The 21,099-nt window shown below is 71.0% G+C and carries 22 protein-coding genes; 11 read left to right on the forward strand and 11 right to left on the reverse strand.

The window, feature by feature from the left end:
* Nucleotides 1-32 precede the first annotated feature (32 nt).
* The 4 genes from BLS97_RS19645 to BLS97_RS19660 form a co-directional block, all read right to left on the reverse strand.
* On the reverse strand, nt 33-1,034 hold the full coding sequence (locus tag BLS97_RS19645; protein WP_090479448.1) for a zinc-dependent alcohol dehydrogenase family protein: 1,002 nt from the start codon (nt 1,032-1,034) through the stop codon (nt 33-35).
* 108 nt (nt 1,035-1,142) lie between these two features.
* Complete coding sequence (locus BLS97_RS19650; RefSeq protein WP_090479451.1) at nt 1,143-1,430, reverse strand: DUF1918 domain-containing protein; 288 nt, start codon at nt 1,428-1,430, stop codon at nt 1,143-1,145.
* A gap of 65 nt (nt 1,431-1,495) precedes the next feature.
* Entirely contained in the window at nt 1,496-2,173 is a 678-nt protein-coding gene (locus tag BLS97_RS19655) for a BON domain-containing protein (RefSeq protein ID WP_172832310.1), read from the reverse strand.
* 109 nt (nt 2,174-2,282) lie between these two features.
* The gene (locus BLS97_RS19660) at nt 2,283-2,894 is read right to left on the reverse strand and encodes an alpha/beta fold hydrolase (RefSeq protein WP_157695558.1); all 612 of its coding nucleotides are present in this window, start codon (nt 2,892-2,894) and stop codon (nt 2,283-2,285) included.
* Nucleotides 2,895-3,358: 464 nt separating this feature from the next.
* On the opposite strand from BLS97_RS19660, the gene BLS97_RS23065 reads away from it, so the two are divergent.
* Nucleotides 3,359-3,880 carry a universal stress protein gene (locus BLS97_RS23065; protein WP_157695559.1) on the forward strand — a complete coding sequence of 174 codons (522 nt, stop codon included), beginning with the start codon at nt 3,359-3,361 and terminating at the stop codon, nt 3,878-3,880.
* A 100-nt stretch (nt 3,881-3,980) separates the two neighbouring features.
* On the opposite strand, the gene BLS97_RS19670 is transcribed toward BLS97_RS23065, so the two are convergent.
* From BLS97_RS19670 to BLS97_RS19680, 3 genes are all read right to left on the reverse strand, one after another.
* On the reverse strand, nt 3,981-4,490 hold the full coding sequence (locus BLS97_RS19670; protein ID WP_090479463.1) for a universal stress protein: 510 nt from the start codon (nt 4,488-4,490) through the stop codon (nt 3,981-3,983).
* A 67-nt stretch (nt 4,491-4,557) separates the two neighbouring features.
* Nucleotides 4,558-5,472: a universal stress protein gene (locus BLS97_RS19675; protein ID WP_172832311.1), complete on the reverse strand. Its 915-nt coding sequence runs from the start codon at nt 5,470-5,472 to the stop codon at nt 4,558-4,560.
* A gap of 79 nt (nt 5,473-5,551) precedes the next feature.
* The gene (locus tag BLS97_RS19680; RefSeq protein ID WP_090479470.1) at nt 5,552-6,259 is read right to left on the reverse strand and encodes a BON domain-containing protein; all 708 of its coding nucleotides are present in this window, start codon (nt 6,257-6,259) and stop codon (nt 5,552-5,554) included.
* 222 nt (nt 6,260-6,481) lie between these two features.
* Here BLS97_RS19680 and mgtA point away from each other — a divergent pair, with 222 nt between their 5' ends.
* The 3 genes from mgtA (at nt 6,482) to BLS97_RS19695 (ending at nt 11,426) form a co-directional block, all read left to right on the forward strand.
* Nucleotides 6,482-9,199, forward strand: coding sequence for a magnesium-translocating P-type ATPase (gene mgtA, locus BLS97_RS19685; protein ID WP_090482696.1), 2,718 nt, complete (start codon nt 6,482-6,484; stop codon nt 9,197-9,199).
* A gap of 100 nt (nt 9,200-9,299) precedes the next feature.
* Nucleotides 9,300-9,728, forward strand: coding sequence for a hypothetical protein (locus BLS97_RS19690; protein ID WP_157695560.1), 429 nt, complete (start codon nt 9,300-9,302; stop codon nt 9,726-9,728).
* 249 nt (nt 9,729-9,977) lie between these two features.
* Nucleotides 9,978-11,426 (forward strand): ferredoxin reductase family protein, encoded by a 1,449-nt coding sequence (locus BLS97_RS19695; RefSeq protein WP_197676286.1) that lies wholly within the window; start codon nt 9,978-9,980, stop codon nt 11,424-11,426.
* 183 nt (nt 11,427-11,609) lie between these two features.
* Here BLS97_RS19695 and BLS97_RS23070 read toward each other — a convergent pair whose 3' ends face one another.
* Complete coding sequence (locus tag BLS97_RS23070; RefSeq protein ID WP_172832185.1) at nt 11,610-12,245, reverse strand: hypothetical protein; 636 nt, start codon at nt 12,243-12,245, stop codon at nt 11,610-11,612.
* Here BLS97_RS23070 and BLS97_RS24615 point away from each other — a divergent pair.
* The 5 genes from BLS97_RS24615 to BLS97_RS19720 all read left to right on the forward strand — a co-directional run bounded on the left by BLS97_RS24615 (nt 12,175) and on the right by BLS97_RS19720 (nt 15,549).
* Nucleotides 12,175-12,393, forward strand: coding sequence for an FMN-binding protein (locus BLS97_RS24615; protein WP_157695562.1), 219 nt, complete (start codon nt 12,175-12,177; stop codon nt 12,391-12,393). The genes BLS97_RS23070 and BLS97_RS24615 overlap by 71 nt on opposite strands.
* A 75-nt stretch (nt 12,394-12,468) precedes the next feature.
* Nucleotides 12,469-13,431 carry an FAD:protein FMN transferase gene (locus tag BLS97_RS19705; RefSeq protein ID WP_090479480.1) on the forward strand — a complete coding sequence of 321 codons (963 nt, stop codon included), beginning with the start codon at nt 12,469-12,471 and terminating at the stop codon, nt 13,429-13,431.
* The gene (locus BLS97_RS19710; RefSeq protein WP_090482700.1) at nt 13,431-14,027 is read left to right on the forward strand and encodes a ferric reductase-like transmembrane domain-containing protein; all 597 of its coding nucleotides are present in this window, start codon (nt 13,431-13,433) and stop codon (nt 14,025-14,027) included. The genes BLS97_RS19705 and BLS97_RS19710 overlap by 1 nt, the downstream gene beginning before the upstream one ends.
* Nucleotides 14,024-15,337, forward strand: a complete 1,314-nt coding sequence (locus BLS97_RS19715) for an NADH-ubiquinone oxidoreductase-F iron-sulfur binding region domain-containing protein (protein ID WP_090479483.1) — start codon at nt 14,024-14,026, stop codon at nt 15,335-15,337. Before BLS97_RS19710 ends, BLS97_RS19715 begins: the two co-directional genes overlap by 4 nt.
* Nucleotides 15,334-15,549: a ferredoxin gene (locus BLS97_RS19720; RefSeq protein ID WP_231988204.1), complete on the forward strand. Its 216-nt coding sequence runs from the start codon at nt 15,334-15,336 to the stop codon at nt 15,547-15,549. The genes BLS97_RS19715 and BLS97_RS19720 overlap by 4 nt, the downstream gene beginning before the upstream one ends.
* Nucleotides 15,550-15,554: 5 nt before the next feature.
* Here BLS97_RS19720 and BLS97_RS19725 read toward each other — a convergent pair whose 3' ends face one another.
* The 3 genes from BLS97_RS19725 to BLS97_RS19735 all read right to left on the reverse strand — a co-directional run bounded on the left by BLS97_RS19725 (nt 15,555) and on the right by BLS97_RS19735 (nt 18,655).
* Complete coding sequence (locus BLS97_RS19725; RefSeq protein WP_157695563.1) at nt 15,555-16,961, reverse strand: glycosyltransferase; 1,407 nt, start codon at nt 16,959-16,961, stop codon at nt 15,555-15,557.
* A complete protein-coding gene (locus BLS97_RS19730) occupies nt 16,958-17,467 on the reverse strand; it encodes a class I SAM-dependent methyltransferase (protein ID WP_157695564.1) in 510 nt (169 codons plus the stop codon). Before BLS97_RS19730 ends, BLS97_RS19725 begins: the two co-directional genes overlap by 4 nt.
* Before the next feature lie 102 nt (nt 17,468-17,569).
* Complete coding sequence (locus BLS97_RS19735) at nt 17,570-18,655, reverse strand: glycosyltransferase family protein (protein WP_090479495.1); 1,086 nt, start codon at nt 18,653-18,655, stop codon at nt 17,570-17,572.
* Nucleotides 18,656-18,873: 218 nt separating this feature from the next.
* On the opposite strand from BLS97_RS19735, the gene BLS97_RS19740 reads away from it, so the two are divergent.
* Together BLS97_RS19740 and BLS97_RS19745 are read left to right on the forward strand one after the other, a co-directional pair.
* Nucleotides 18,874-19,944, forward strand: a complete 1,071-nt coding sequence (locus tag BLS97_RS19740) for a glycosyltransferase family protein (RefSeq protein WP_197676287.1) — start codon at nt 18,874-18,876, stop codon at nt 19,942-19,944.
* Nucleotides 19,941-21,077: a glycosyltransferase gene (locus tag BLS97_RS19745; RefSeq protein WP_090479498.1), complete on the forward strand. Its 1,137-nt coding sequence runs from the start codon at nt 19,941-19,943 to the stop codon at nt 21,075-21,077. The genes BLS97_RS19740 and BLS97_RS19745 overlap by 4 nt, the downstream gene beginning before the upstream one ends.
* Nucleotides 21,078-21,099 lie beyond the last annotated feature (22 nt).

Consider the following 21,099-nt stretch of genomic DNA (forward strand, 5'->3'; position numbering starts at 1 on the left):
TGGAGGGTCTTTGGTCCCTACCTCGCGGGCGTTCACGGGTTGTGCAGGACGGCGGCCCCGCGGAAGCGCCCGTGCGCAAGATCGGACAACGCCGCCGGGGCCTCGCTCATCGGGTAGGCGACCGTGGTCGCCCGGAGCCGGAAGCGATCGGCCAGTCGGAGGAACTCCTCCCCGTCCCGTCGGGTGTTCGCGGTGACGCTGCGGACACTCCGCTCCCGGAACAAGTCGGTCTCGTAGTTCAGACTCGGAATCTCGGACAGGTAGATCCCGGCGACGGCGAGGGTCCCGCCGGCGTCGAGGGCCTGCAGCGCGACCGGCACCAGGTCACCGGCCGGCGCGAAGAGAATGGCCGAGTCGACCCGCTCCGGCGGCCTCTCGCGCTCGTCTCCGACCGAGTCGACCCGGAGGGCGGCGGCCAAGGACTTGTTGTGTTCGCCGCGGGTGAGCACATGCACGCGAAGCCCGAGATGCAATGCGACCTGGGCGGTCAGGTGGGCACTGCCGCCGAAGCCGTAGAGGGCCACGCTGCCTCCGGCCGGCACCCGGGCGGCCAGGAGTGCCCGGTACCCGATGATCCCGGCGCACAGCAGTGGAGCGGCCTGTTCGTCGCTCAGCCCGCTGGGTAGCGGATAGGCGAATTCCTCGTCGGCGACACAGGCGTCGGCGTAGCCTCCGTCGCGGTCCCAGCCAGTGAACGCCGCGCCCGGGCACAGGTTCTCGTCGCCGCGTCGACAGTAGCGGCAGACACCGTCGGTGTGTCCGAGCCAGGCCACACCGACCCGGTCGCCGATCCGGAATCGGTGGGCTCCGATTCCGAGGGCTTCGACGTGCCCGACTATCTCGTGGCCGGGAGTGGTCTGGGGGCGGCGGGGCGAGAGGTCACCCTCGGCCAGGTGCAGGTCGGTGCGGCACACACCGCAACAGCTGATCCTGACCAGGATCTGGCCGGGCGCCGGTGTCGGCGGTTCGCGCTCCACCCGGCGGAGCGGGCCGCGGTCTATCGGGCCGCAGCGATCGACCACCCATGCCTTCACCGGGTCGGCCCGTCGCCGGGCCGGTCGGATCCATCGGTGGCGCGGGGGGACGTCGTGCCCGGACTGCTCCCACGGCCGGGAATCCGGTTCGGTCTCACTGCGGATCGTTCACCGGAAATGGCCGGTGCCCTGGGCCAGGTGCCCACCGGCGATCGACTGCTGGACGGCCGAGACGCGCGCGGATTCCTCCTCGTCCCGCCGTTGCTGTTCGGCCGCCGAGACGATGGTCGCGTCCGATCCCGGGAAGACCAGCGTGGACTCGCCGGAGTCCAGCCAGCGGACCAGATACGGCGGCGACCCGTCCTCGGACCGCACGTCGACGATCTCGGCTCGCCGCGGACGCTGCCGATCCGTGCGATTGTGCACGAGCAACCAGTCCCCTACCTGAGCGTGCATGTGCCCTTCCCTTCCCTTTCGACCGGGCCGCGGCGCGGCCCGCCCGGCCTTGTGGTCGTTGCTCGTCAATCGGTTTCGTCGATCTCGACGCGGAGCTGGTTGTCCACGTCCAGGACCCCGGCCGCGGACCAGGCCGCCTTCTCGGCCTGCTCGCGTTCGAACCACGAGCTGGTGGTCCCGGTGAGATGCACCGTCGCTTTCGGGGTCGCCGAGACGTGGATCCGGTCGGGGCGAACATGGATGTTGCGGGCCAGTGCGGCCTTGATGGCTTCCACGGCCGTCAGCTGATGGAACGGAGCACCGATACGGATGTGGTTGTTGACGGCGACGACACCCTTGATGAAGGCCACCGCCCGGTAGGCCGCCCGCCGCTGGTACTCCCAGGACACGACCCCGGTCAGCTCGACGACCTGGTCGTGGACGGTGGCCTTGACCGCGCCGTCGGGCACGTCGACTGCGTGCTCCAGGGATTCGCCGGCCAGACGCGCGATGTCGGTGTCGTTGGGCGCCCAGTTCGCTCGGACGGTGATCTCGTCCGCGATCGCGGTGACCCCACGCACACGAAGGGCCGCCTTTCTCGCCTGTGCCTTCTCGGGATAGGTCCCGACCTCGCCGGAGAGCGTCACGGCGCCGTCGCTGACGGCGACCCCGATGTTCGCCGCGTCGACGCTGGGCGTCCATTCCAGTTCCTGCAGGACGGAGTTGCGGAGTGCGACGTCGGAGGCCTTGAGTGAAGTCGTCATGAGGTCAGTCTGGCGTCGTCGGCCGATCGCGACGAGAGTCTTTGGTCCCATGCGAACGGGCCGGCGGCCCCGAGTGTCGTCGGGCCCGCCGACGTCGGATCTGGACGCGTCAGGATGCCCCGGCCATGAAGGCCCCGATCTCGTCCCGGACCCGGCTCTGGCGTCCGAGCAGCAGGTGGCCGCCCCGTTCCACCGCGACCAGCTTCGCCCCAGGGATGCGCTTCGCCGCCCGGGCGGCGTTCTCGAACGCCGACAGGCCGTCGTCCTCGGCGTTGATGATCAGCGTCGGTACCGCGAGGTCCTGGAGTGGATATCGTTGGACATCGGGATTGGACACGAAGGTGTCGAACAGAGCACCGCGCTTGCGGGGCCGAATCGGGAACAGGCTCTGCTCGGCGTCCCGCACCCGCCGGGCCTCGTCGTCGGTGGGGTGAAACCCCTTGGGCTGGCCCAGGATTCGCGCGAGCACCGGCGGTGCGTACTGCTTGAGGACCCAGAACAACAGGTCGGAGCCGAACAGCATCCGGGCACCGGCGCCCTGATCCTGATGGCCCGGCCCGATGTCGAACCCGCCGAACAGCGGATGGCTCAGAAGCACCGGCGGGCCTTCGCCCCAGACGGCGTATTCGATGTTCCCCCACGAAGGTGCGGCCAGCGTCCTTCGCCCACGTGCGGCCAACCGCCGCCGGGCCGCATCCTTGTCGCGCCGGTAGCGATTCATCTCAGCCGACCGCCCCGCTCGGCCGGGGCGGGCACGGCGTCATTCGGGCCGCCCGATCGACCGTACCGACCGGGCCAGGCCAGGCCAGGCCAGGCCAGGAAGATGACCCCGAAAGCGGCCGTGATGCCCAGCTCGTGTCATGTCGGACCGCCGATGCCTTGACGTGGTGCCGAAATCGGGCGATGTCTGATCAACCCGAAGGGGGCCGCTGCATGCGCCCCGATGTCATTTCCCTTGACCTGCCGCCGAATATGTTCGCTCCGCCCGACGCCCGGACGCCAGGGCATTTGGTCCCACCCGCCCGGGCCGACGGACTCCCCGGGCCGAGCGGATCGGCGGTCCGTCATCGCCCGGGAAGGATGGGACTTTCGGCTCTGTCGAGAACATCTCGACGGAGCGTTCCTTGGAGGTACCGGCGGAGGAGGACCGCCGGAGCCATCCAGGAAAACGAGAGAGGCAATGTCATGTCCGCAAGTGCTCACGACTCGCGGCCCATCATCGTGGGGCTGGACGGGTCGGACAGCAGTCTGGCCGCCCTCCGATGGGCACTGCACGAGGCCGTGACGGCACAGGTGCCGGTGGAAGTGATCCATTGCTGGGAGCCCCAGGATTTCACCGATGTGCTGTTCGCGTCGGCCCACGAATTGTCCACGGCTTCGGTCTGTCTGCTGCAGACCGAGGTCTCGGCCGCCGTGCGCGGAATGGCCGGTCCGCCCGCGGTGACCCAGAGCAGCGTTCACGGCCGGGCCGCGACCGCGTTGCTGCAGCGGTCCGGGAACGCCCGGATGATCGTGCTGGGAGCCCGCGAGAAACGGGCCGTGCGCGACCTTCTTCGCGGTCCGGTCGAACGGACCGTCCGTCGGCACGCCACCTGCCCGGTCGTCGTGGTCGACCGCCATGGTCGGGTCGTCACCGGGCCCGAGGCATCGGCCGGAACCGGGGATCCGGCTGCCGGTGCGGAAGATCCGGCGCGGTCACCCGGCTGAGGGGCACTCCCGCCCGGCTGAGGCTCCGCACCAACCGCCGGATCCGGCAACCCGGATCCGGCGGCGCCGGACTTCAGGCGGGCCTGCCTTCAGTAGGCCTTCAGTAGGTCACGACGATCCGCTCCGCGGGATCCGGTGACTCGACGGCGGCCTCGGCGTCCTCGGCGGCGGCTGCGCCCGGCGGGGCGTGCACCACCAGCACCGAGCAGTGTGCGTGGGCCGCGCAGTGGGCGCTGACCGATCCCAGCACGGCACCGGCCAATCCCGAGTGACCGCGGCTCCCGACCACCAGGAGGTCGGCGTCGCGGCTGAGCTTGACCAGGCAGTCGGCCGGGTCGCCCTCGACGACCATGGTGCGCACCAGCGGTGTGACCTGTCCGCGGAAGGCCTCGATGACGCTGGCGGCCAACAACTGTTCGGCGGCCTCCTGCGGGTGGGCGGTGGGCGGCGGAAGCACCAGGCGGCGGAACGGCTGCCACGCCGTGACCGCCACCAGCTCGTCACCGAGCAAGGTGGCCATCCGGTGAGCGTGACGCAGCGCCTCCAACGAGGCCGGGGATCCGTCCACGGCGACCAGGATCTGACCGACGTCGGTCCGGGGGTCGTTCATGGGTTGTCTACCTTTCTGTGGAGGGTGACCGGCGGCGCGCCGGGTGCGTCCCGCCGGCTCGGTGAGCTCAGGCCCGAGGCGGATGGACGATGACCACCGGGCACACCGCGTAGGCGACGGTCTCGTGGCTGGTGGAACCGAGCAGCAATCCGGCGAAGCCGCCTCGGCCGCGGCTGCCCAGAACCAGCAGCGCCGGTTTCACCGCCGCCGCTTCCTTCAGCAACGCTTGGGTGGACCGGCCTCGGCGGACGATCGGACGGACCTTGATCGACGGGTCCTTCTCCAGCCAGGGTGCGAGCTGGGCGTCCAGTTCGGCCCGTTCCTTGAGGTCCAACTGGGCGCGGTCGATCTCCAGCGGGTAGGCCTGCAGGAAGCCGTCCAGCGGTTCGTCGTCCCAGCAACGGACGGCGAGCAGTTCCACGCCGCGCAGGCCGGCCTCCTCGAACGCGAAGGCCAGAGCGCTCTCGGAGCCGCTGGACCCGTCCAGACCGACGAGCACCGGAGCGTCCGGAGCAGGTGGCGTCGAGCCGTGATCGTGCGGGTCGGTCCGAATCACCGCCACCGGAGCCGGATTGTGGCTGACGATCTTCTGCGCGACCGACCCCAGCAGCGTCTCACTGGCCAGACCCTGGCCGTGCGAGCCGACGACGACCAGTTCGGCTCCGGCCGAGGCCTTTCGCAGCGAGGCCGACGGCGTGTCCATGCTGACCGTCGAGGTCATCTCCAGGTCGGGATGCTGGGCCCGGATCTCGGCCATCGTCCGCTTCAGGTCCTCTTCGGCACTCAGCCGTGGAGCGTCGAACAACTCGGGGGGAAGCACCGCTCCGGGCCCGGCGTACCCCACCGGAATCAGATAGGACTCGATCAGATCGAGGGAGCAGCCTCGCCGTTGCGCCTCGTCGGCCGCCCACCGGGCGGCCGCGGTCGCCGCGGCCGAACCGTCGACGCCGACGACGACCCTCTTCTTGCTGGATTCGCTCACGATTCCTCTTTCTCTCGATTCCTTCTGGACGGCGGGCAGGGGGCGTCCGGTGCGGCGGGGAAGGGCGGTCGGGGACTCCTCACCGCTGGGCACCGAGCCGACTGGTCTCGCCCGCGCCCTGCGTGATCGGCGCGACGACGAGGTGGTTGGTCACCGACGCCGCCCCCGGGACTCCCCAGCAGATCGCCTCCGCTTCGCGCCGGGCTTCCACCGTCGGTACGGTGCCGTCGAGCATGATGGCGCCGCGGCTGTTGGTGGTGACCGTCAACCGGATGTCGGACAACGGGTCCCGGTTGGCCAGGGTGGCCAGGATCAACCGCTCCAGCTCGGCGGCCATGGTGCCCGAACGAACCGTGATCGCATTGAGCACCGACCGGGCTCCTGGCAGTTCGTCGACCGCACGGCAGGCCGCCTGGCTCTCGTACTGCCAGTTGACCTCGCCGGTCAGGGTGATGCGCCGGTCCTGGACGGTGGCCCGGACCGAGTCCGGAACGTGTGGCGCACTCGCCAGCGCGGCCGCGACCTCCACGGCGATATCGGTGTCCGACAACCGCGGCGGGGCCGAGGTCAGCAACTTCTGGGCCACCACATGGACGCCGCTCACGCCAAGCACCGTCCGCTGGGCGATCAACGCCTGGGCCTTGGTCTCGGTGCGCCCGTAGAGGGTGGCGGCTCCGTTGTCGACCTGGACGAAGATGGGCAGGCCGCGCAACTGCGGTTGCGCGGCCAGGGCCTGCCTCGCATCGTCGGTCAACTGCTCGCTCGTCCGTTTCGCCGTTTCGATCATGCCGTCAAGGCTTCTCCGGCCGCCCTGCTCCTGGTAGGGCACAAGGTCCTTGATCGCCGGGGACCACCTGCTCGTCCCGGCCGGTTGGCCGGAGCGGCAGCCGATCGGCGGCGCACGAGCGTGGCGAGCAGCCGATTCCGCGCCCGATTCGAGACCAAAGTCCCGGCCGATCGGGACCGAACCTCTCTACCGTCCGGGTCCTGCGGGAATGACAGTGGATCGATGCACGTGTCCGTCCGCGGCTTTGACCCGGCATCCTCCCCGGCCGGGCCGGGCATCCGTCTGGAGGCCGATCCTGACCTGGTCATCGCGGCCGCTCGCACCGAGACCCAGGTCCTGGCCGCACTGCAGGTGACGGCCGACCAGGGGCTGACCGCCGCGCAGGTGGCGGAGCGGCAGGCCCGTTACGGCCCCAACGCGGTGACCTCGCACCGAGCCCGATTCCTGCCGGTGCTGTGGCACCAGCTGCGGTCGCCGCTGCTGGCCCTCCTGCTGACCGCCGCGGTGGCCTCCTATTTCGTCGGCGAACGCAGTGACGCGGTCATCATCGGTGTGATCGTCGCTCTGTCGGTCGGGCTCGGTCTCGTGAACGAGTACCGGGCTGAGAAGGCGGCGGAGGCCCTGCATTCGCGGATCCGTCACAACTGCGTGGCCACCCGGGACGGGCACCGGGCCGTCGTGGACGTGCGGGAGCTGGTCCCCGGCGACATCGTCGAGCTGGCCCTCGGCGACATCGTGCCGGCCGATCTCCGCCTGCTGCAGGCGTCCGATCTGGAATGCGACGAGGCCATCCTCACCGGCGAGTCGACGGCGGCCGAGAAGAACGTGGCCCGCGTCCCCGACCACACGGCGGTGGCCGACCTGACCTGCTGCGCTCTGATGGGTACGGTGGTGCACGCCGGGCGCGGGCGCGGGGTGGTGGTGTCCACCGGCCCCCACACCGAGTTCGGCAAGATCGCCGCCGGTCTGAGCACGCACCAACTGGACACCGAGTTCCAGGTCGGGCTGCGGAAGTTCTCGATGCTGCTTGTCTACGTGGCCGGCGCCCTGACCAGCGCGATCTTCCTGATCAACGTGGTCCTGCACAAACCGGTCCTTGACGCCCTGCTGTTCTCGCTGGCGATCGCGGTCGGCATCACGCCCCAGCTGCTGCCGGCGGTGGTCTCGAGCAGCCTCGCCGCCGGGTCCGGGCGGATGAGTCGCCGCCGCGTCCTGGTCAAGAGATTGGTCTGCATCGAGGATCTCGGTGACGTCGATGTCCTGTTCACCGACAAGACCGGGACCTTGACCATCGGACGGATCGACTACATGCGGGCCGTCCCGGCGCCGGGAACCACGTCCGAACAGCTCTTGCGCTGGGCTCTGCTGTGCACCGAGAACACCCTCGACGGCGCAGCCGCCGTCGGCGGCAACCCGCTCGACCAGGCCCTGTGGCGTTCCCCCGCCGCGGCCCCGGCTCTGCCCGACGTCGCCGCTCACGCCGTCCGCGATGTCCTGCCGTTCGACCACGACCGGCGCCTCGTGTCGGTTCTGGTCCAGACCCCGGCTGACCCCCCACAGATGATCACCAAGGGTGCGCCGGAGACGGTCCTGGAACGCTGCACCGAGGTGTCGGATTCGACCCGGCACGCGCTGGACGCGGAGTTCGCCGCCGGGAACCGGGTGATCGCGGTCGCGGTCCGGGCCGCCCCCGACGCGCACCGACTGTCCGTGACGGACGAACGGGACCTGACGCTGGCCGGTCTCCTGGTGTTCCGCGACCCTCCGAAACCAGATGCGGCGCATGCACTTCGGCGTCTGGACGGCCTTGGCATCGCGGTCAAGGTGATCACCGGCGACAACCCTGCCGTCGCCGTGAAGGTCTGTCACGACCTGGAGCTGACCGGTACGGCCGTCCTCACCGGGACGCAGATCGATCAACTGGACGACGAGGCCCTGGCGACCCGGATCCCCAGCACGACGGTCTTCGCCCGGGTCAGCCCGCAGCAGAAGGCGCGCATCGTGCGCGTGCAACGGCGGACCGGCGGTGGGGTGGCGTTCCTGGGCGACGGAGTGAACGACGCCCTGGCCCTGCACGCGGCGGACGTGGGCATCTCGGTCGACTCGGCCACGGACGTCGCCAAGGACGCCGCCGACGTCATCCTGCTCGACAAGGATCTGAACGTACTGGCCGACGGCGTCGCCGAGGGGCGCCGGATCTTCGCCAACACCATCAAGTACGTGCTGATGGGCACGTCCAGCAATTTCGGCAACATGTTCTCCGCGGCGGCGGCCTCGATGTTCCTGTCGTTCCTGCCCATGCTGCCGTCCCAGATCCTGCTCAACAATCTGTTGTACGACACCAGCCAGCTGGCCATTCCCACCGACCACGTCGACGAGGAACAGTTGCACCGCCCGTCCCACTGGGACCTGGGCTTCATCCGCCGGTTCATGGTCTGCTTCGGCCCGCTGAGTTCGGTGTTCGACCTGCTGACCTTCGCGGTGATGCTCTGGGTGTTCCACGCCGGTCCGGCCCAGTTCCGGTCCGGCTGGTTCGTCGAGTCGCTGGCTACGCAGACCCTGGTCATCTTCGCCATCCGCACCCGGCGCGTCCCGTTCTTCCGCAGCCACCCCAGTCTGCCGCTCACCCTGGCCGCTCTGGGTGTGGTCCTGGTCGGAGCGCTGCTGCCCTCCACGCCGCTGGCCCGTGAACTCGGCTTCCAGCCGCTACCAGGCGCCTACTTCGCCGCCATGGGCGCCCTGGTCGTGTGCTATCTGGTGCTGATCGAGGTCGGCAAGTCGATCTTCTACCGGGTCGCGGCCACGGCCAGAAAGCCGCACCGGCCGCGGCCGTACCGACCTGGCCATCACCTCCGGCGCCGCACCGCCCGGTTCAGCAGCGACGGCCGAGCGCCCACCCGGGCCGGCGCGAACGCGGCCGCAGCATCGGCCGGCCCCTGACGTGCGGGACGGATTTCCCAGCGCCGCCAGGCGTCAGGACCCGCCGGAGCCGGCGTTCGAACTGCTGCTGGCCGTGCTCGGGGCCTGAGTGGGGGGTGCGATGGCCGTCGTCGTAGGGGTGGGCGTCGGCGCGGCACTGGTGGTCGGTGCCTTCGACGAGGACACGGGTGTCGGCTTCTTCGGTGTCGACGACGCTGTTCTCGAGTGGGTCGCCGGGTGTTCGGTCGTGGTCCGGGCCGCGGCACGGGTGGTCCGCGGGCTCGTCGAGGTGCGCGTCGCCGCGGCCCGGGCGAGGCGTTCCTTCGTCGAGGATGCGTTGGTTCGATGGCCGGCCTTCGCCGTGCTGTGCGCGGCACTGGGCGGGGACGCCAGCGCGACGGTCGCGCCGATCGAGGCCATTCCGGCCAGCCCGGCCACTCCCGCGGTGATCAACCGGACCCGGCGTCGCATGCTGGTGTGGTCGATCGTTCTGTTCCGAGCCGACATCGGCTCCCCTCTCCGGTGCTTGGTGGACATCACCCGACTGTAGGGACACCCGACCCTCGGCCGGGGCGGTGCCGCGGGGCGCTCGACCGGCCCGATCATGCGCCCGACCGGGTGTATGGCCACGTCAGCCGGGACGGGCCCGACCATCGCCGGGTCCCGTCGGGCGCCGCGACGCCGGGGCCGATTCAGAGTGCTTTCAGAGCCTGGTCTGCCAGGCTCCGCGAATGCACAGCAGTCACAGCAGCCCCAGCAGAACCACGAGTCCCATCGATCGCCTCTCGGGATCTGCGTCTTGACCACCCGGAGCTCGACCGCCGAGGACCGCCGCACGACCACCTACGCGAGCGGGCGATCCCATCGGGCCCGGCGCCTTCACGTGCTGCGGGCCGACGTGTTCGGGGCACTGACCGTCCTTCTCGTGGTGATCGCGATCGCCCTGTGGGTCCGTGGGGGCGGCATCGAGCACAACGTCGGACCGGGATCGGTCCCGTCGTCGCTGGGCCGGGTCACCGGGCTGGTGGCGTCGGTCCTGCTGCTGCTGCAGGTCCTGTTGATGGCCCGCATCCCCTGGGTCGAGCGAACCTGGGGACAGGATGTCCTGGCCCGTCGACACCGGCTGGTCGGATTCGCCTCGTTCCATCTGATGGTCGCGCACATCGTCCTGATCACCATCGGCTACGCGGAGGCCGGCCGAGCGCCGGTCCTGGCCCAGACGTGGACCGAGGTGACCACCTATCCCGGAATGCTGCTGGCCACGGCGGGCACCGCCGCCCTGGTCGTCGTCGTCGTGACGTCCGTGCGGGCCGCTCGTCGCCGCCTCCGGTACGAGTCATGGCATCTGCTGCATCTGTACGCCTACCTCGGGGTCGGACTCGCCCTGCCCCATCAGCTCTGGGCGGGAACGGACTTCACCAGGTCCCAGGCGGCCACGGTGTTCTGGTGGGGGCTGTGGGCCTGTGCCACGCTGGCCGTCATCGCGTGCCGGATCGCCCTGCCCATCCTGCGGAGCCTGCGTCACCGGATCCAGGTCGACGAGGTCATCGACGAGGGGCCGGGTGTGGTGTCGGTGGTGATGTCCGGGCGACGGCTCGACCGAGCCGGCTTGCGGGCCGGGCAGTTCTGCCAGTGGCGGTTCCTGGGCGGCCGCGGCTGGACCAGGGCCCACCCGTTCTCTCTGTCGGCGATGCCCACCGGGGACCGGCTGCGGATCACCGCCAAGTTCCTGGGTGACGGCAGCCGCGCGCTGAAGGATCTCCGGCCCGGCCAGCGCGTGTTGTTCGAGGGCCCCTACGGACGGATGACGCCGGAGCGCCGGCACCGCCGGGACGTGCTGATGGTGTGCGCCGGAATCGGAATCACCCCGATGCGGGCGCTGGCCGAGCACATTCTCAACGAGGGCGCCAGTTTTGACTCCGGCCGCTTGCGGCGACCGGCCGTCACCATCCTGCATCGGGTCCAGGCGCCGGCCGACCAGACCTTTGCGGCCGAATTCGCCTATCTGTCCCGCCGAGCCGACCTGACGGTCGTTCCCCTGATCGGCCGGCGCAGCGAGCACTCGTCCATCTTCCCCGGACCGGACGAGGTCGACCCGCAGCGCCGGCTCCCCACCCTGGTTTCGGGCCTGGTGTCCCGAGAGGTGTACCTGTGCGGGCCCCGTTCCTTCATGCACGAGGCACGTCGCCACCTGGTGGCGGCCGGTGTCCCCGAACAGCAGATCCACGCCGAGGAGTTCCAATGGTGACCCGACCCAGACCCGACGATCGCGCCCAGCCCGGGGAACGGGGATGAGGCGGGCCGGGATGGCCCTGGTGAGCACGGTGTCGGTCGGGATGCTGCTGCTCGCGTACCGCGAGAGCGACCCGCACCGGGTAGCCCCCGGATCCGAGGCCGGTGGGATCGTCGCGGCCGCGCAGGTGGTGGCCGGTCAGGTGGTCTCCGGGTCGGTCTCGTCCGGTCCCGACCCCTCGTCCTCGCCGCCGAGCGGCTCCGTCATGGTCGGTCCGCTGACGTCCGGCCCGGCGGTCGCCCCCGGCGGCCCGCCGTCCTCGGCTCCGCTCTCCGCCACCCCTTCGAGTGGGTCCCCGACGAAGCGGACACCGCCGGGCACACCGAGCAGCGGGCGTCCACTGCCGTCGGGACCGACCACGGTCGGCACCCCGACGGCGGCGACGACCCCGGCCACGACGTCGGTCGCACCAGCCGCCGCGGCGCCGCCGCCCAGCACGCCCGCCCCACGCCCAGCCGCTGCGACCTCAGCCGTCGCGCCGCCGCGGACGATTGCTCCGGTCCACCACACGTCCGTCCCGGCGCCGCCGCCGAGCACCCACCGGGTCGCCCCACGCCCGGCACCCACGACCGCGGCACCGGCACCGCCACCGCCACCGCCCAAGCCGCGGACTCCCCCGCCCACGAAGCCCCCGGCGCCCGCGCCGATCGTCGTCAACGGCGGGACCGTCGATACCGCCTTCGGGCCGGTCCAGGTCCAGGTGGTGATCACCGGGCGGCGGATCACCAGGGCGACGGCCATCCAGTACCCGTCCGGCGGCCACAGTTCGGACATCAGTTCGTTCGCCGTCCCCCAGCTGCAATCGGAAGTGATCTCCGCGCAGAGCGCGGCAATCCAGGGAGTGAGCGGAGCCACATACACCAGCCAGGGATTCCAGTCCTCCCTGCAATCGGCCCTGGATGCGGCCCATTTCGGCGGCTGACAGCCGGGTTCCGACACCGGCCCCACGGGGCCGGTTGAGAACGCACACAGAAGGAACCCCGGCACGATCGAACCCATGGAAGCCATCCGAACCAGCCCGGCCGACCGGCAGGCGACCCGGGTCGATTTCGAGATCTGGTCCACCACCGCCACTCTGGTGGTGACCGACGCTCGCGATCTCGACCGGGCCCGTGCCGAACTGGACGCCGAGCTGGCGGCGATGGACCTGGCCTGCAGCCGGTTCCGGCCCGACTCGGAGATCAACCGGTTGCTGCGCACCCCTGGGGTCGAGGTCGAGCTGTCCCCGGTCCTCAACGACGCGCTGACGGCGGCCCTGCGACTGGCCCGCGCCACCGATCACCTGGTCGATCCGACGGTCGCCGCGGCGGTCATCGCCCTCGGGTACGACCGCGACATCCGGCAGGTGCGCGACCGGGAACTGCCGTTCGTGACCTGCGGCCCGCTGGCGGCCCCCGGGGCCTGGCTGGTCGACCACGATCGGGAGGCGCACACCGTGACGGTGCCGGTCGGTGTCGGGCTCGATCTCGGCGCAACGGCCAAACCGCTGGCCGCCGACCGGGCGGCGGCACGGATCGCCGCGGTCACCGGCGGTGGGGTGCTGGTCGGATTGGGCGGGGACATAGCGGTGGCCGGGGAGCCTGCGGAACCGGGCTGGACGATCGCGGTCGGCGACGACCACCGCACCAGCGAGACGCGGCCGGACGTGACCGTCACCATCCGTGACGGCGGCCTGGCCACGTCCTCGGTGATGGGCCGGCGGTGGCCCACCAGCCGCGGCGAGCGGCACCATCTGATCGACCCCCGCACCGGCGACAACCCGGACAGCCCCTGGCGGACGGTCAGCGTGACCGCCCGGTCCGCGGCCGAAGCCAATGCCGCCGCCACGGCGGCCATCATCCTCGGCGACCGAGCACCGGCCTGGTTGGCCGAACTCGGCCTGCCGGCCCGGTTGGTGGCCCTCGACGGCGAGACCCGCCGGATCGCCGGGTGGCCGGCCGGACCGGCGGTGGCCGCCTGATGAACACCCAGACCCTCTGGTACGCCAGCCGGGCCACCGGCGCGGTCTCACTCGTCCTGTTCACCGCCGTGATCCTGCTCGGCATCAGCACCGCCCGGCGTCACAACCGCCCGGCCTTCCCGCGCTCGGCCACCTTGCGGCTGCACCGTTCGGTGTCCGTCACGGCAGTCGTGTTCCTGACCGTGCACATCGTCACCGCCATCGCCGACGGATACGTGAAGCTGAACTACTGGGACGTGTTCCTGCCCTTCACCGCCGCCTGGGACCCGTTGTGGGTCGGCCTCGGATCGGTCGCGGTCGACCTGCTGCTGGCCGTCCTGGTGTCCAGCGCGGTGCGCCGTCGTCTGACCGTGCGGACGTGGCGGTTGGTGCACCTGGCCTCGTACGCGATGTGGCCGATCGCCCTCGTCCACGGGTTCGGCATCGCCGGCGGTGACGGCCGCTCGACGTGGATGCTCGCCCTGGACGTCGTCTGCATCGCCGCCGTCGCGGGCATGCTGCTCGTCCGCCTGCGGCCGGACCGTCATCCGGACACCCTGCAGCGGTCCGTCGCAGACGTCGTACATCCCCGCACCCCACCTGGAGCAAACCGTTGACCGAGACCTACTCACCCACCCTTTCGGCCGTGCCGATCGCGCGGGCCGGTTCGAACCGGCTCCTCCCGATCGATCCGGTCCTCCGGTACGCCGATCATGTCCGGCACTTCGGCGGGATCATCCAGCGGACCCGGCACCACCTGATCGACGTCGTCGGCGAGGCCGGCCTCCTGGGCCGCGGCGGGGCGTCGGTCGCCACGATGCGCAAGTTGACCGGAGTCGCCGAGCACACCAGCGCACGCAATCCGGGTGTGGTCGTGGTCAACTGCTGCGAGGGCGATCCGACGTCGGCCAAGGACGCCGTCCTCCTGGACGTCTCGCCTCATCTGGTCATCGACGGCGCCGAGCTCGCCGCCACCGCGGTGCGCGCCAACCGCATCATCTTCGTCACCCACCACGGGGCGGCGGCCGCCGATCGGTTGCGGCAGGCCCTGGCCGACCGCCCGTCGATCGCGGCCCGGGCCACGGTCGTCGGCGTACCGGAGCGCTTCGTCGCCTCCGAGGCGACGGCCCTGGTCCGCTACCTCAACTCGGGGGACGCCCGTCCGGCCGGCCGGTTCTCCGCGATCTGGAAGGCCGGCGTCGACGGGCGTCCCACGTTGGTCGACAACGCCGAGACCCTCGCCCAACTGGCCCTCGTCGCGCGGTACGGCGCCAACTGGTTCCGATCGGTTGGCACCGCCGCCGAACCGGGAACGGCGCTGGTCACAGTGAGCGGCGCGGTGTCGGGACCGGGAGTGGTGGAGGTGCCGATCGGGACCGCGATCTCGGTCATCACCGCATCCTGCGGATGGGATGCCGGGCCCCGGTACGCCTCCTCCTGGGCCCTGGTGGGCGGCCTGGCCGGTCGGTGGCTGGACCTGTCACGCCACTCCGGGGTCGGGTTCTCCAACGCCCAACTCAGCGCGGTGGGGGCGACCAAGGGCGTCGCGTCAATCGTGGTGCTGCCGCCCGGCGGCTGCCCGCTGACCGAAGCGGCGCGCATCCTGAGCTTCCTGGCCGACGCCGGGGCCCGCCAATGCGGGCCCTGCATGTTCGGCCTGCCGGCGGTGGCGGCCGACGTCCAGGCTCTGAGCGAGGGTGACCGCTCGGCCGCGAACCGGCTGCTACGTCGCCTGCCGACCATCGACAAGCGCGGTGGGTGCGGACATCCCGACGGGGCGGTGGCCCTGGCCGCCAGCACCATGAACGCCATCCGCAGCGAACCGGCCCACCTGGAGATCCACCTGCGCCACGGTCAATGCAACTCGCCCGCACCGATCGTCCCCGTCGGGCCGCGCCCGGCCGACTCGCAGGGCGGTGCCCGGTGATCGGCCGCCACGGCGTTCTGCTCAAGGTCGATGCCGTCAGCTGCCGGGCCCACGGCCTGTGCGCGGAGGAGTTGCCGGAGGCCATCCGGCTGGACGAATGGGGCTACCCGATCTTGCCGGCCGGGGCTCTGGCGCCGGGTCTGGTCCGCCGGGCCAGAGCGGCGGCCAACGCGTGCCCGGTGCTCGCCCTCCGGCTCAAGCGGGCCGACTGACCGGCTCAGTACCCGCCGAATTCCGCGTCCAGTGCCGGCTCGTCCGCGATCAGGCGCAGGCCGCACTCGTCAAGGTCGTACCGACAGCGCGCAAACCACTGGTCGCGAAGGGCGGCCGGGAGCGATCGGTGGCGTTGCGAACGCCAGTGGTAGCGCGCCGACTCGGCCGCCACGATCAGGTCGCCGCCGGCGCACACGGCCAGCGAGCCGACGTCCGCCTCCCACTGCGCGGCCAGATGATCGGCAAAGATCGAAGTGGCCACCACCGGGCGTGACACGTCCAGGTACCAGCGTTCGCGCCGGAACCGGTCCGACTCGGGGCCCCGGTCGGACACCCGAGGGTCCTGGTCGAAGGCCCGGCGCAGCCGCCGTGACGTCTGGTCCCGGCCGACGACGCAGACCCGGCAGTCCAGGACGGTCAGCAAGGATCGCAGGCAGAGCACGCCGGCCCCGAGGGACCAGTTCGACGCGTCGATGGTGACGACCCCGTCGGGAATGCCGTACAGCTGACCAGTTCCCCGCATCGAGGGCTCGGGGATGCGTTCGGCCAACATCATCACTTCGCGGTTCTTCCTGGGCGTCCGCTCCTGCGGCGCGGTGCGGCCGGCCCAATCGCGCCCGTCGTGCCAGGCGACCGCGGACGGCACATGGGCCAGCACGCCTCCCGCGGTGAACGCCCGGTACGTGAAGTCGTAGTCCTCGCCGCCGTAACCGACGATGGAATCGTCGAAACCGCCCAATTCGCCGAACATCTCCGCCGAACACCCGAGCACGGCACCGATCAGGTACTTGTAGCTTCGCGGGTCGACGCTCAGGAGGTTGCCGGTCCGCTGGTAGTGGTTGCTCAGCCAGGTCGGCTCGGCCCATTCGTCCGGGGGGTTCGGCCCGCTACCCAGCCATTTCGCCAAACCGGCCGGCGTCACAGCGCTCAGGTCGGCGTACCGCCGCCGGCCGGAGACGACCGCATCCGGAATCAGGTCGGGCAGCCGGGCCAGCCGGGCCGCGTACTCCGGTTCGGGCACGGTGTCGCCGTCCAGGAACAACACCACGGAACCCTCCGCCCGGTGGAAACCGAGGTTGCGAGCCGCGGCGGCCCGGAATCCGCGATCGGCCTGTCGAACCACCGACACCTCGACCGCGGCGCCCAGCGCGTCGGTCCGGGGCGGCTCCACGGATCCGTCATCGGCGATGACGACCTGCAGACGACTCGTCGGGTGAGTCTGCCCGCGCAGGGCCGTGAGCAGCAGATCCAGGTCGTGCTGGTTCTCGAAATACGGTATGACCACCGAGATCTCGGGCGGCTCCGAGCGACTGTCGATGCCGTCGAGCAGATCCCACCGATTGCCCGGAACCGCCCATCGGCCGGCGCCGACGGACGTGGGTTCCAGGGTCGACGCGGTCTCCGGGATCAACTGGTGAGCCGCTCGTACACCCCGACCTCGTTGCCCGTGAAGTAGCGACCGATACCGGGGAAGGCGGACATCACCTTGTCGTGGTCCCAGTCGTCGACCACATGATGCTCGTGCTCGTTGCCCTCGATCTCGCCCTGCGGGTAGTGAACGATCGGAATGGACAGATAGACCGCCCGGCGGGCCGCGGCCGCCGATCGGGCCCACAGGTCGAGCGCCTGCTCCTCGGTCATGTGCTCGGCCACATCGCCCAGGATCACGACGTCGGTGCTGGGCAGCTCCACCTCGCGGACGTCACCGATGATGATCTCGTCGTAGTACTCATGCAGCCGGTACGTCGTCACGTAGGGCTCGAAGATCTCGATCCCCACGATGCGGCCGACCGACGGGCCGGCCAGAAGCTTGGCGTAGGTCCCGACCCCGGGGCCGACGTCGACCACGTCGAGCGGGCCGCCGGCCAGGGCCTCGACGCGCTCCTTGACCCAGCCCTTACCCTCCGATGAACTCATGGGCACGGCCTGACCTACCTTCTTCCGGGACTGCGGGTATCGACTCCTCGGGTCCCTCAATGCCCGGCTCCCGGTTTCTGAAACCACCCGCCACCGCGGCCATCACCGCATCCGGTGCCACCCCAGATCCCGTACGAAGCGCAGGTACTGCGCCGCCGCCGCGGCGGCGTCGGGCTCGCCCCGGAACGTCTCCGGCAGCCAGGTCGAGGCGGGTCGGGCCCTGGCCTGCTCCACCGCCGTTCCCAACCCGCCGCGCGCGTAGCGCCGGATCGCACCCGGATTGGCCGCTTCGAACTCCCGGCTGTACCGGTTGTCCCGAACCAGGGGTCGCCGCCCGGCCGCGATCCAGGAATTGATCGATGCGGAGGCCGACATCCGGGCGGCCGGGGCAACCGGCACAGCCACGGCGCGGAGGTAACCCGCCAGCTGCTCGTCCGGGACGTATCCGGTGCAGCGAAATCCCAGACCCAGTCGCGCGGCGCGAGCGGCCAGCTCGGCCGGCATGTCCTCGTGTCCGGGCGACGGCCGGCCGATGGCCACCACGGTCAACGGCGGCGCCGGTCCGGCCCGATCGCCGAGCTCCGCCAGCACGTCGTCATGCCCCTTTCCGGGATAGACGAAGCCGAGGATCCCGACGCTGCCTGCGCTGCATTCCGGCGCGGACGGAGCGTCGTGACCGGCGACCGGGGACGGAACCGGCAGCCGGATGACGGTGGTCGGCCGTCCTGGGGTCACCACCCCGACCTCGGCGGCGACCGCGAGTGCATCCGCCAGCAACCGCCGCTCGTGTTCGCTGCTGACCACCACGGCCACGGCCTCGGCGCACATCCGGGCGTAAGTGAGCGCTCGCCGGCGGAACAACTCGGGCCCGACCGCGGGGTGAGGCAGATCGTGCAGGGTCAGGGACAGACCGGCTCCGGCTGCCCGTACGGCCGCGGCGAACGAAGCGAGCCGCTCCTCCGGTGCGGTCCGACCGTCGCGCAGCAGCCAGTCGTTGATCTGGAGGTGTACCCAGGTGATTCCCGGCGGGAGGTGGCCGACCAACTCGTCGAGCCGCAGCGGATCGGGTTCGTGCCGGGCCACACCGCCGAAGCCGACGGAACGGGCGGCGTGCACGAGATCCCGGCCGAACCGGACGATCCCGTTCTCCGACGGTCCGCAGGACACGAACGCAACGGGATCTTCCACGGTGGTCGGCCCTTCCCTCGACGCGGTGGCTCCGGCTCGCCGACATCCCGCCGCCGGTCCCGGCCGCCGAGCGGCCAATGCCCGGTGGCGCGGATTCGAAACGGGGCCACCGGGGTACCGGACGCGCGTCGGTCGATCGACACCGACGATCCGTCCAGACCCGCGGCGCCCCCTCGAGTGGAAGGCGCTGTGGTGGCTGCGAGCCCGAAGGAACGAAGGTGGTTGTGCTCATCGCGCCCGTCCGGGTGGCGTCGGTCCCGGCCGCGCATCCCTACGTCCGGCACCTGTCCGATCCGGACCGGCCCAGTGCGGTCATACGGCTGCCCGACCCCGCACCCGCGGTGGCGCAACCCATTCCGGGTCAGTGGTGGCCGCCGCGCCTGTTGGATCCCGGTTGGGTGCAGGCGCACCACGAGGAATTCGATCTGCTGCATCTGCATTTCGGATTCGACGCCTCGACGCCGGGCGAGCTGAGCGACTTCGCCGCCGTGCTCCGCCGCTGTCGGCGACCGCTGGTGTTCACGGTCCACGATCTGCTGAACCCGCACTTCGTGGACCCCGAGCGGCACCGGGATCAGCTCGACGTGCTCGTCCCGGCCGCGGCGGAGCTGATCACCCTGACCCCGGGCGCGGCTTCCGTGATCAGCCGCCGTTGGGGCCGCACGGCCGCCGTCATCCCGCATCCCCACGTCGTCCCGCTCGACCGGATCGGCGATCGCGAGCCATCGGGTCGGCCGTTCGTCGTCGGTATCCACGCCAAGAGCCTGAGGGCGAACATCGACCCGGTTCCGTTGTTGCACGAGCTGACCGCCGCCTTGCCCACGATGCCGGGTGTCGTCCTGCGCCTGGATGTCCATCCCGACGTGCTGGAGCCCGGTCACCCCGACCGCCGGGCCATCGAATTGCAGCGATGGATCGCACAGGTGCGCTCGCAGCCCGGCATCCGGATCGAGATCCACCCGCGGATGGACGACGGCGATCTGTGGACCTACCTGGAGTCGCTGGACCTGTGCATCCTCCCGTACCGGTTCGGTACCCACTCGGGCTGGCTCGAGGCGTGCGTCGACCTCGGCACCGCGGTCCTGGCCCCGTCCGCCGGTTGCTATCACGACCAGCACGGACATCCCACCTTCCGGGACCGGGCCGAACTGGTGGAACGGGTACGGGAGCTGGCGGCCGACCCCAGCCCGGCCCGGCCCTCCCGCCCGGACCGTCCGGCGCAACGCCGGGCGATTGCCGTTGCCCACGAACGGGTCTACCGGCGAGCGCTGGCCGCGGTGGCGTCATGAGTGATCTCACGGCCGATCAGTCGACCCCAGCCGCCGACACCTTCAAGATCCTTCTCGTCGCTTCCCTGCGCTATCCGATCGCCGAGCCATTCGCCGGTGGCCTGGAGGCGCACACGGCGGCGCTGGCCCGGGGTCTGCGGGATCGCGGGCATCTGGTCGTGGTCGCCGGGGCGCAGGGCAGCGATCCACGTCTGGTCGACCACGTCTTCGGATCACTGCCCCGCGACGACGGCGGCGAACGCGCCGACATCACCGAGAGCCCGGCCGTCCGGATCGCCGAGCGGGCCGGCTTCCAATCCCTGGCCGACGACCTCCGCACGGGCCTGCTCGGGGACTTCGACATCATTCACAACAACTCCCTGTACCCCCTGCTGGTCGACCGCGCGGCCACCCTGCCGAGCCCGCTGATCACCACGCTGCACACACCCCCGCTGCCCTGGGCGGCCCGCGTGCTCGGTTCGGGTGTGCACCGCAGCGCGCACTTCGTCGCGGTCAGCCGTTCGACCGGCGCCTCGTGGTCGGAACACCTTTCACCCCGGGTGGTCCGCAACGGAATCGACACCGCCACCTGGGTTCTCGGTCCCGGCGGGCCCGACGCGGTGTGGTCGGGCCGACTGGTGGCCGAGAAGGCTCCGCACACGGCGATGGACATCGCCGCGGCCGCGGGCCTCGGTCTGTGCCTGGCCGGACCGGTGGTGGACCAGCCGTACTTCCAGGCGCAGATCGTCCCGCGTCTGACCGACCGGATCCGCTATGTCGGGCACCTGTCCAGCTCCGACCTGGCCCGCCTGGTCGGGGTCAGCGCCGTCGCCCTGGTCACGCCGGCCTGGGACGAGCCGTTCGGATTGGTGGCGGCCGAGGCGATGGCCTGCGGTACCCCCGTGGTCACCTTCGCCCGGGGCGGACTGCCGGAGGTCGTGAACCGCCGGTCCGGGCGGTTGCTGCCGGCCCCGAAGGCCGATCGACTCGACCGCGCGGAGGTGGGTGCGGCGCTCGAGGCCATCGCGCAGGCCCGCCGGCTGGATCGGGCCGCGGTCCGCCGGGAGGCCGTGAACCGTTGCAGCGTCGAGCGAATGGTCATCGGCTACGAACAGGTCTACGGCGACGCGGTACGGGTCCGGCGAGCTCGGTGATCGGCTATTACGTCCATCATCA

It is taken from the genome of Nakamurella panacisegetis (assembly GCF_900104535.1).
Lineage (GTDB): Bacteria > Actinomycetota > Actinomycetes > Mycobacteriales > Nakamurellaceae > Nakamurella > Nakamurella panacisegetis.

Bases quoted from the DNA above. Each gene is read 5' to 3' on its own strand.
- BLS97_RS19650 (WP_090479451.1), bottom strand. From the start codon at position 1,430: ATGCACGCTCAGGTAGGGGACTGGTTGCTCGTGCACAATCGCACGGAT.
- BLS97_RS19655 (WP_172832310.1), bottom strand. From the start codon at position 2,173: ATGACGACTTCACTCAAGGCCTCCGACGTCGCACTCCGCAACTCCGTC.
- BLS97_RS19660 (WP_157695558.1), bottom strand. From the start codon at position 2,894: ATGAATCGCTACCGGCGCGACAAGGATGCGGCCCGGCGGCGGTTGGCC.
- BLS97_RS23065 (WP_157695559.1), top strand. From the start codon at position 3,359: ATGTCCGCAAGTGCTCACGACTCGCGGCCCATCATCGTGGGGCTGGAC.
- BLS97_RS19670 (WP_090479463.1), bottom strand. From the start codon at position 4,490: ATGAACGACCCCCGGACCGACGTCGGTCAGATCCTGGTCGCCGTGGAC.
- BLS97_RS19680 (WP_090479470.1), bottom strand. From the start codon at position 6,259: ATGATCGAAACGGCGAAACGGACGAGCGAGCAGTTGACCGACGATGCG.
- mgtA (WP_090482696.1), top strand. From the start codon at position 6,482: ATGCACGTGTCCGTCCGCGGCTTTGACCCGGCATCCTCCCCGGCCGGG.
- BLS97_RS19690 (WP_157695560.1), top strand. From the start codon at position 9,300: ATGGCCGTCGTCGTAGGGGTGGGCGTCGGCGCGGCACTGGTGGTCGGT.
- BLS97_RS23070 (WP_172832185.1), bottom strand. From the start codon at position 12,245: ATGTCCGAACTGTGGCCGCCGGACGGGTACTGGATGGCCGTCGCCCTG.
- BLS97_RS19705 (WP_090479480.1), top strand. From the start codon at position 12,469: ATGGAAGCCATCCGAACCAGCCCGGCCGACCGGCAGGCGACCCGGGTC.
- BLS97_RS19710 (WP_090482700.1), top strand. From the start codon at position 13,431: ATGAACACCCAGACCCTCTGGTACGCCAGCCGGGCCACCGGCGCGGTC.
- BLS97_RS19730 (WP_157695564.1), bottom strand. From the start codon at position 17,467: ATGAGTTCATCGGAGGGTAAGGGCTGGGTCAAGGAGCGCGTCGAGGCC.
- BLS97_RS19745 (WP_090479498.1), top strand. From the start codon at position 19,941: ATGAGTGATCTCACGGCCGATCAGTCGACCCCAGCCGCCGACACCTTC.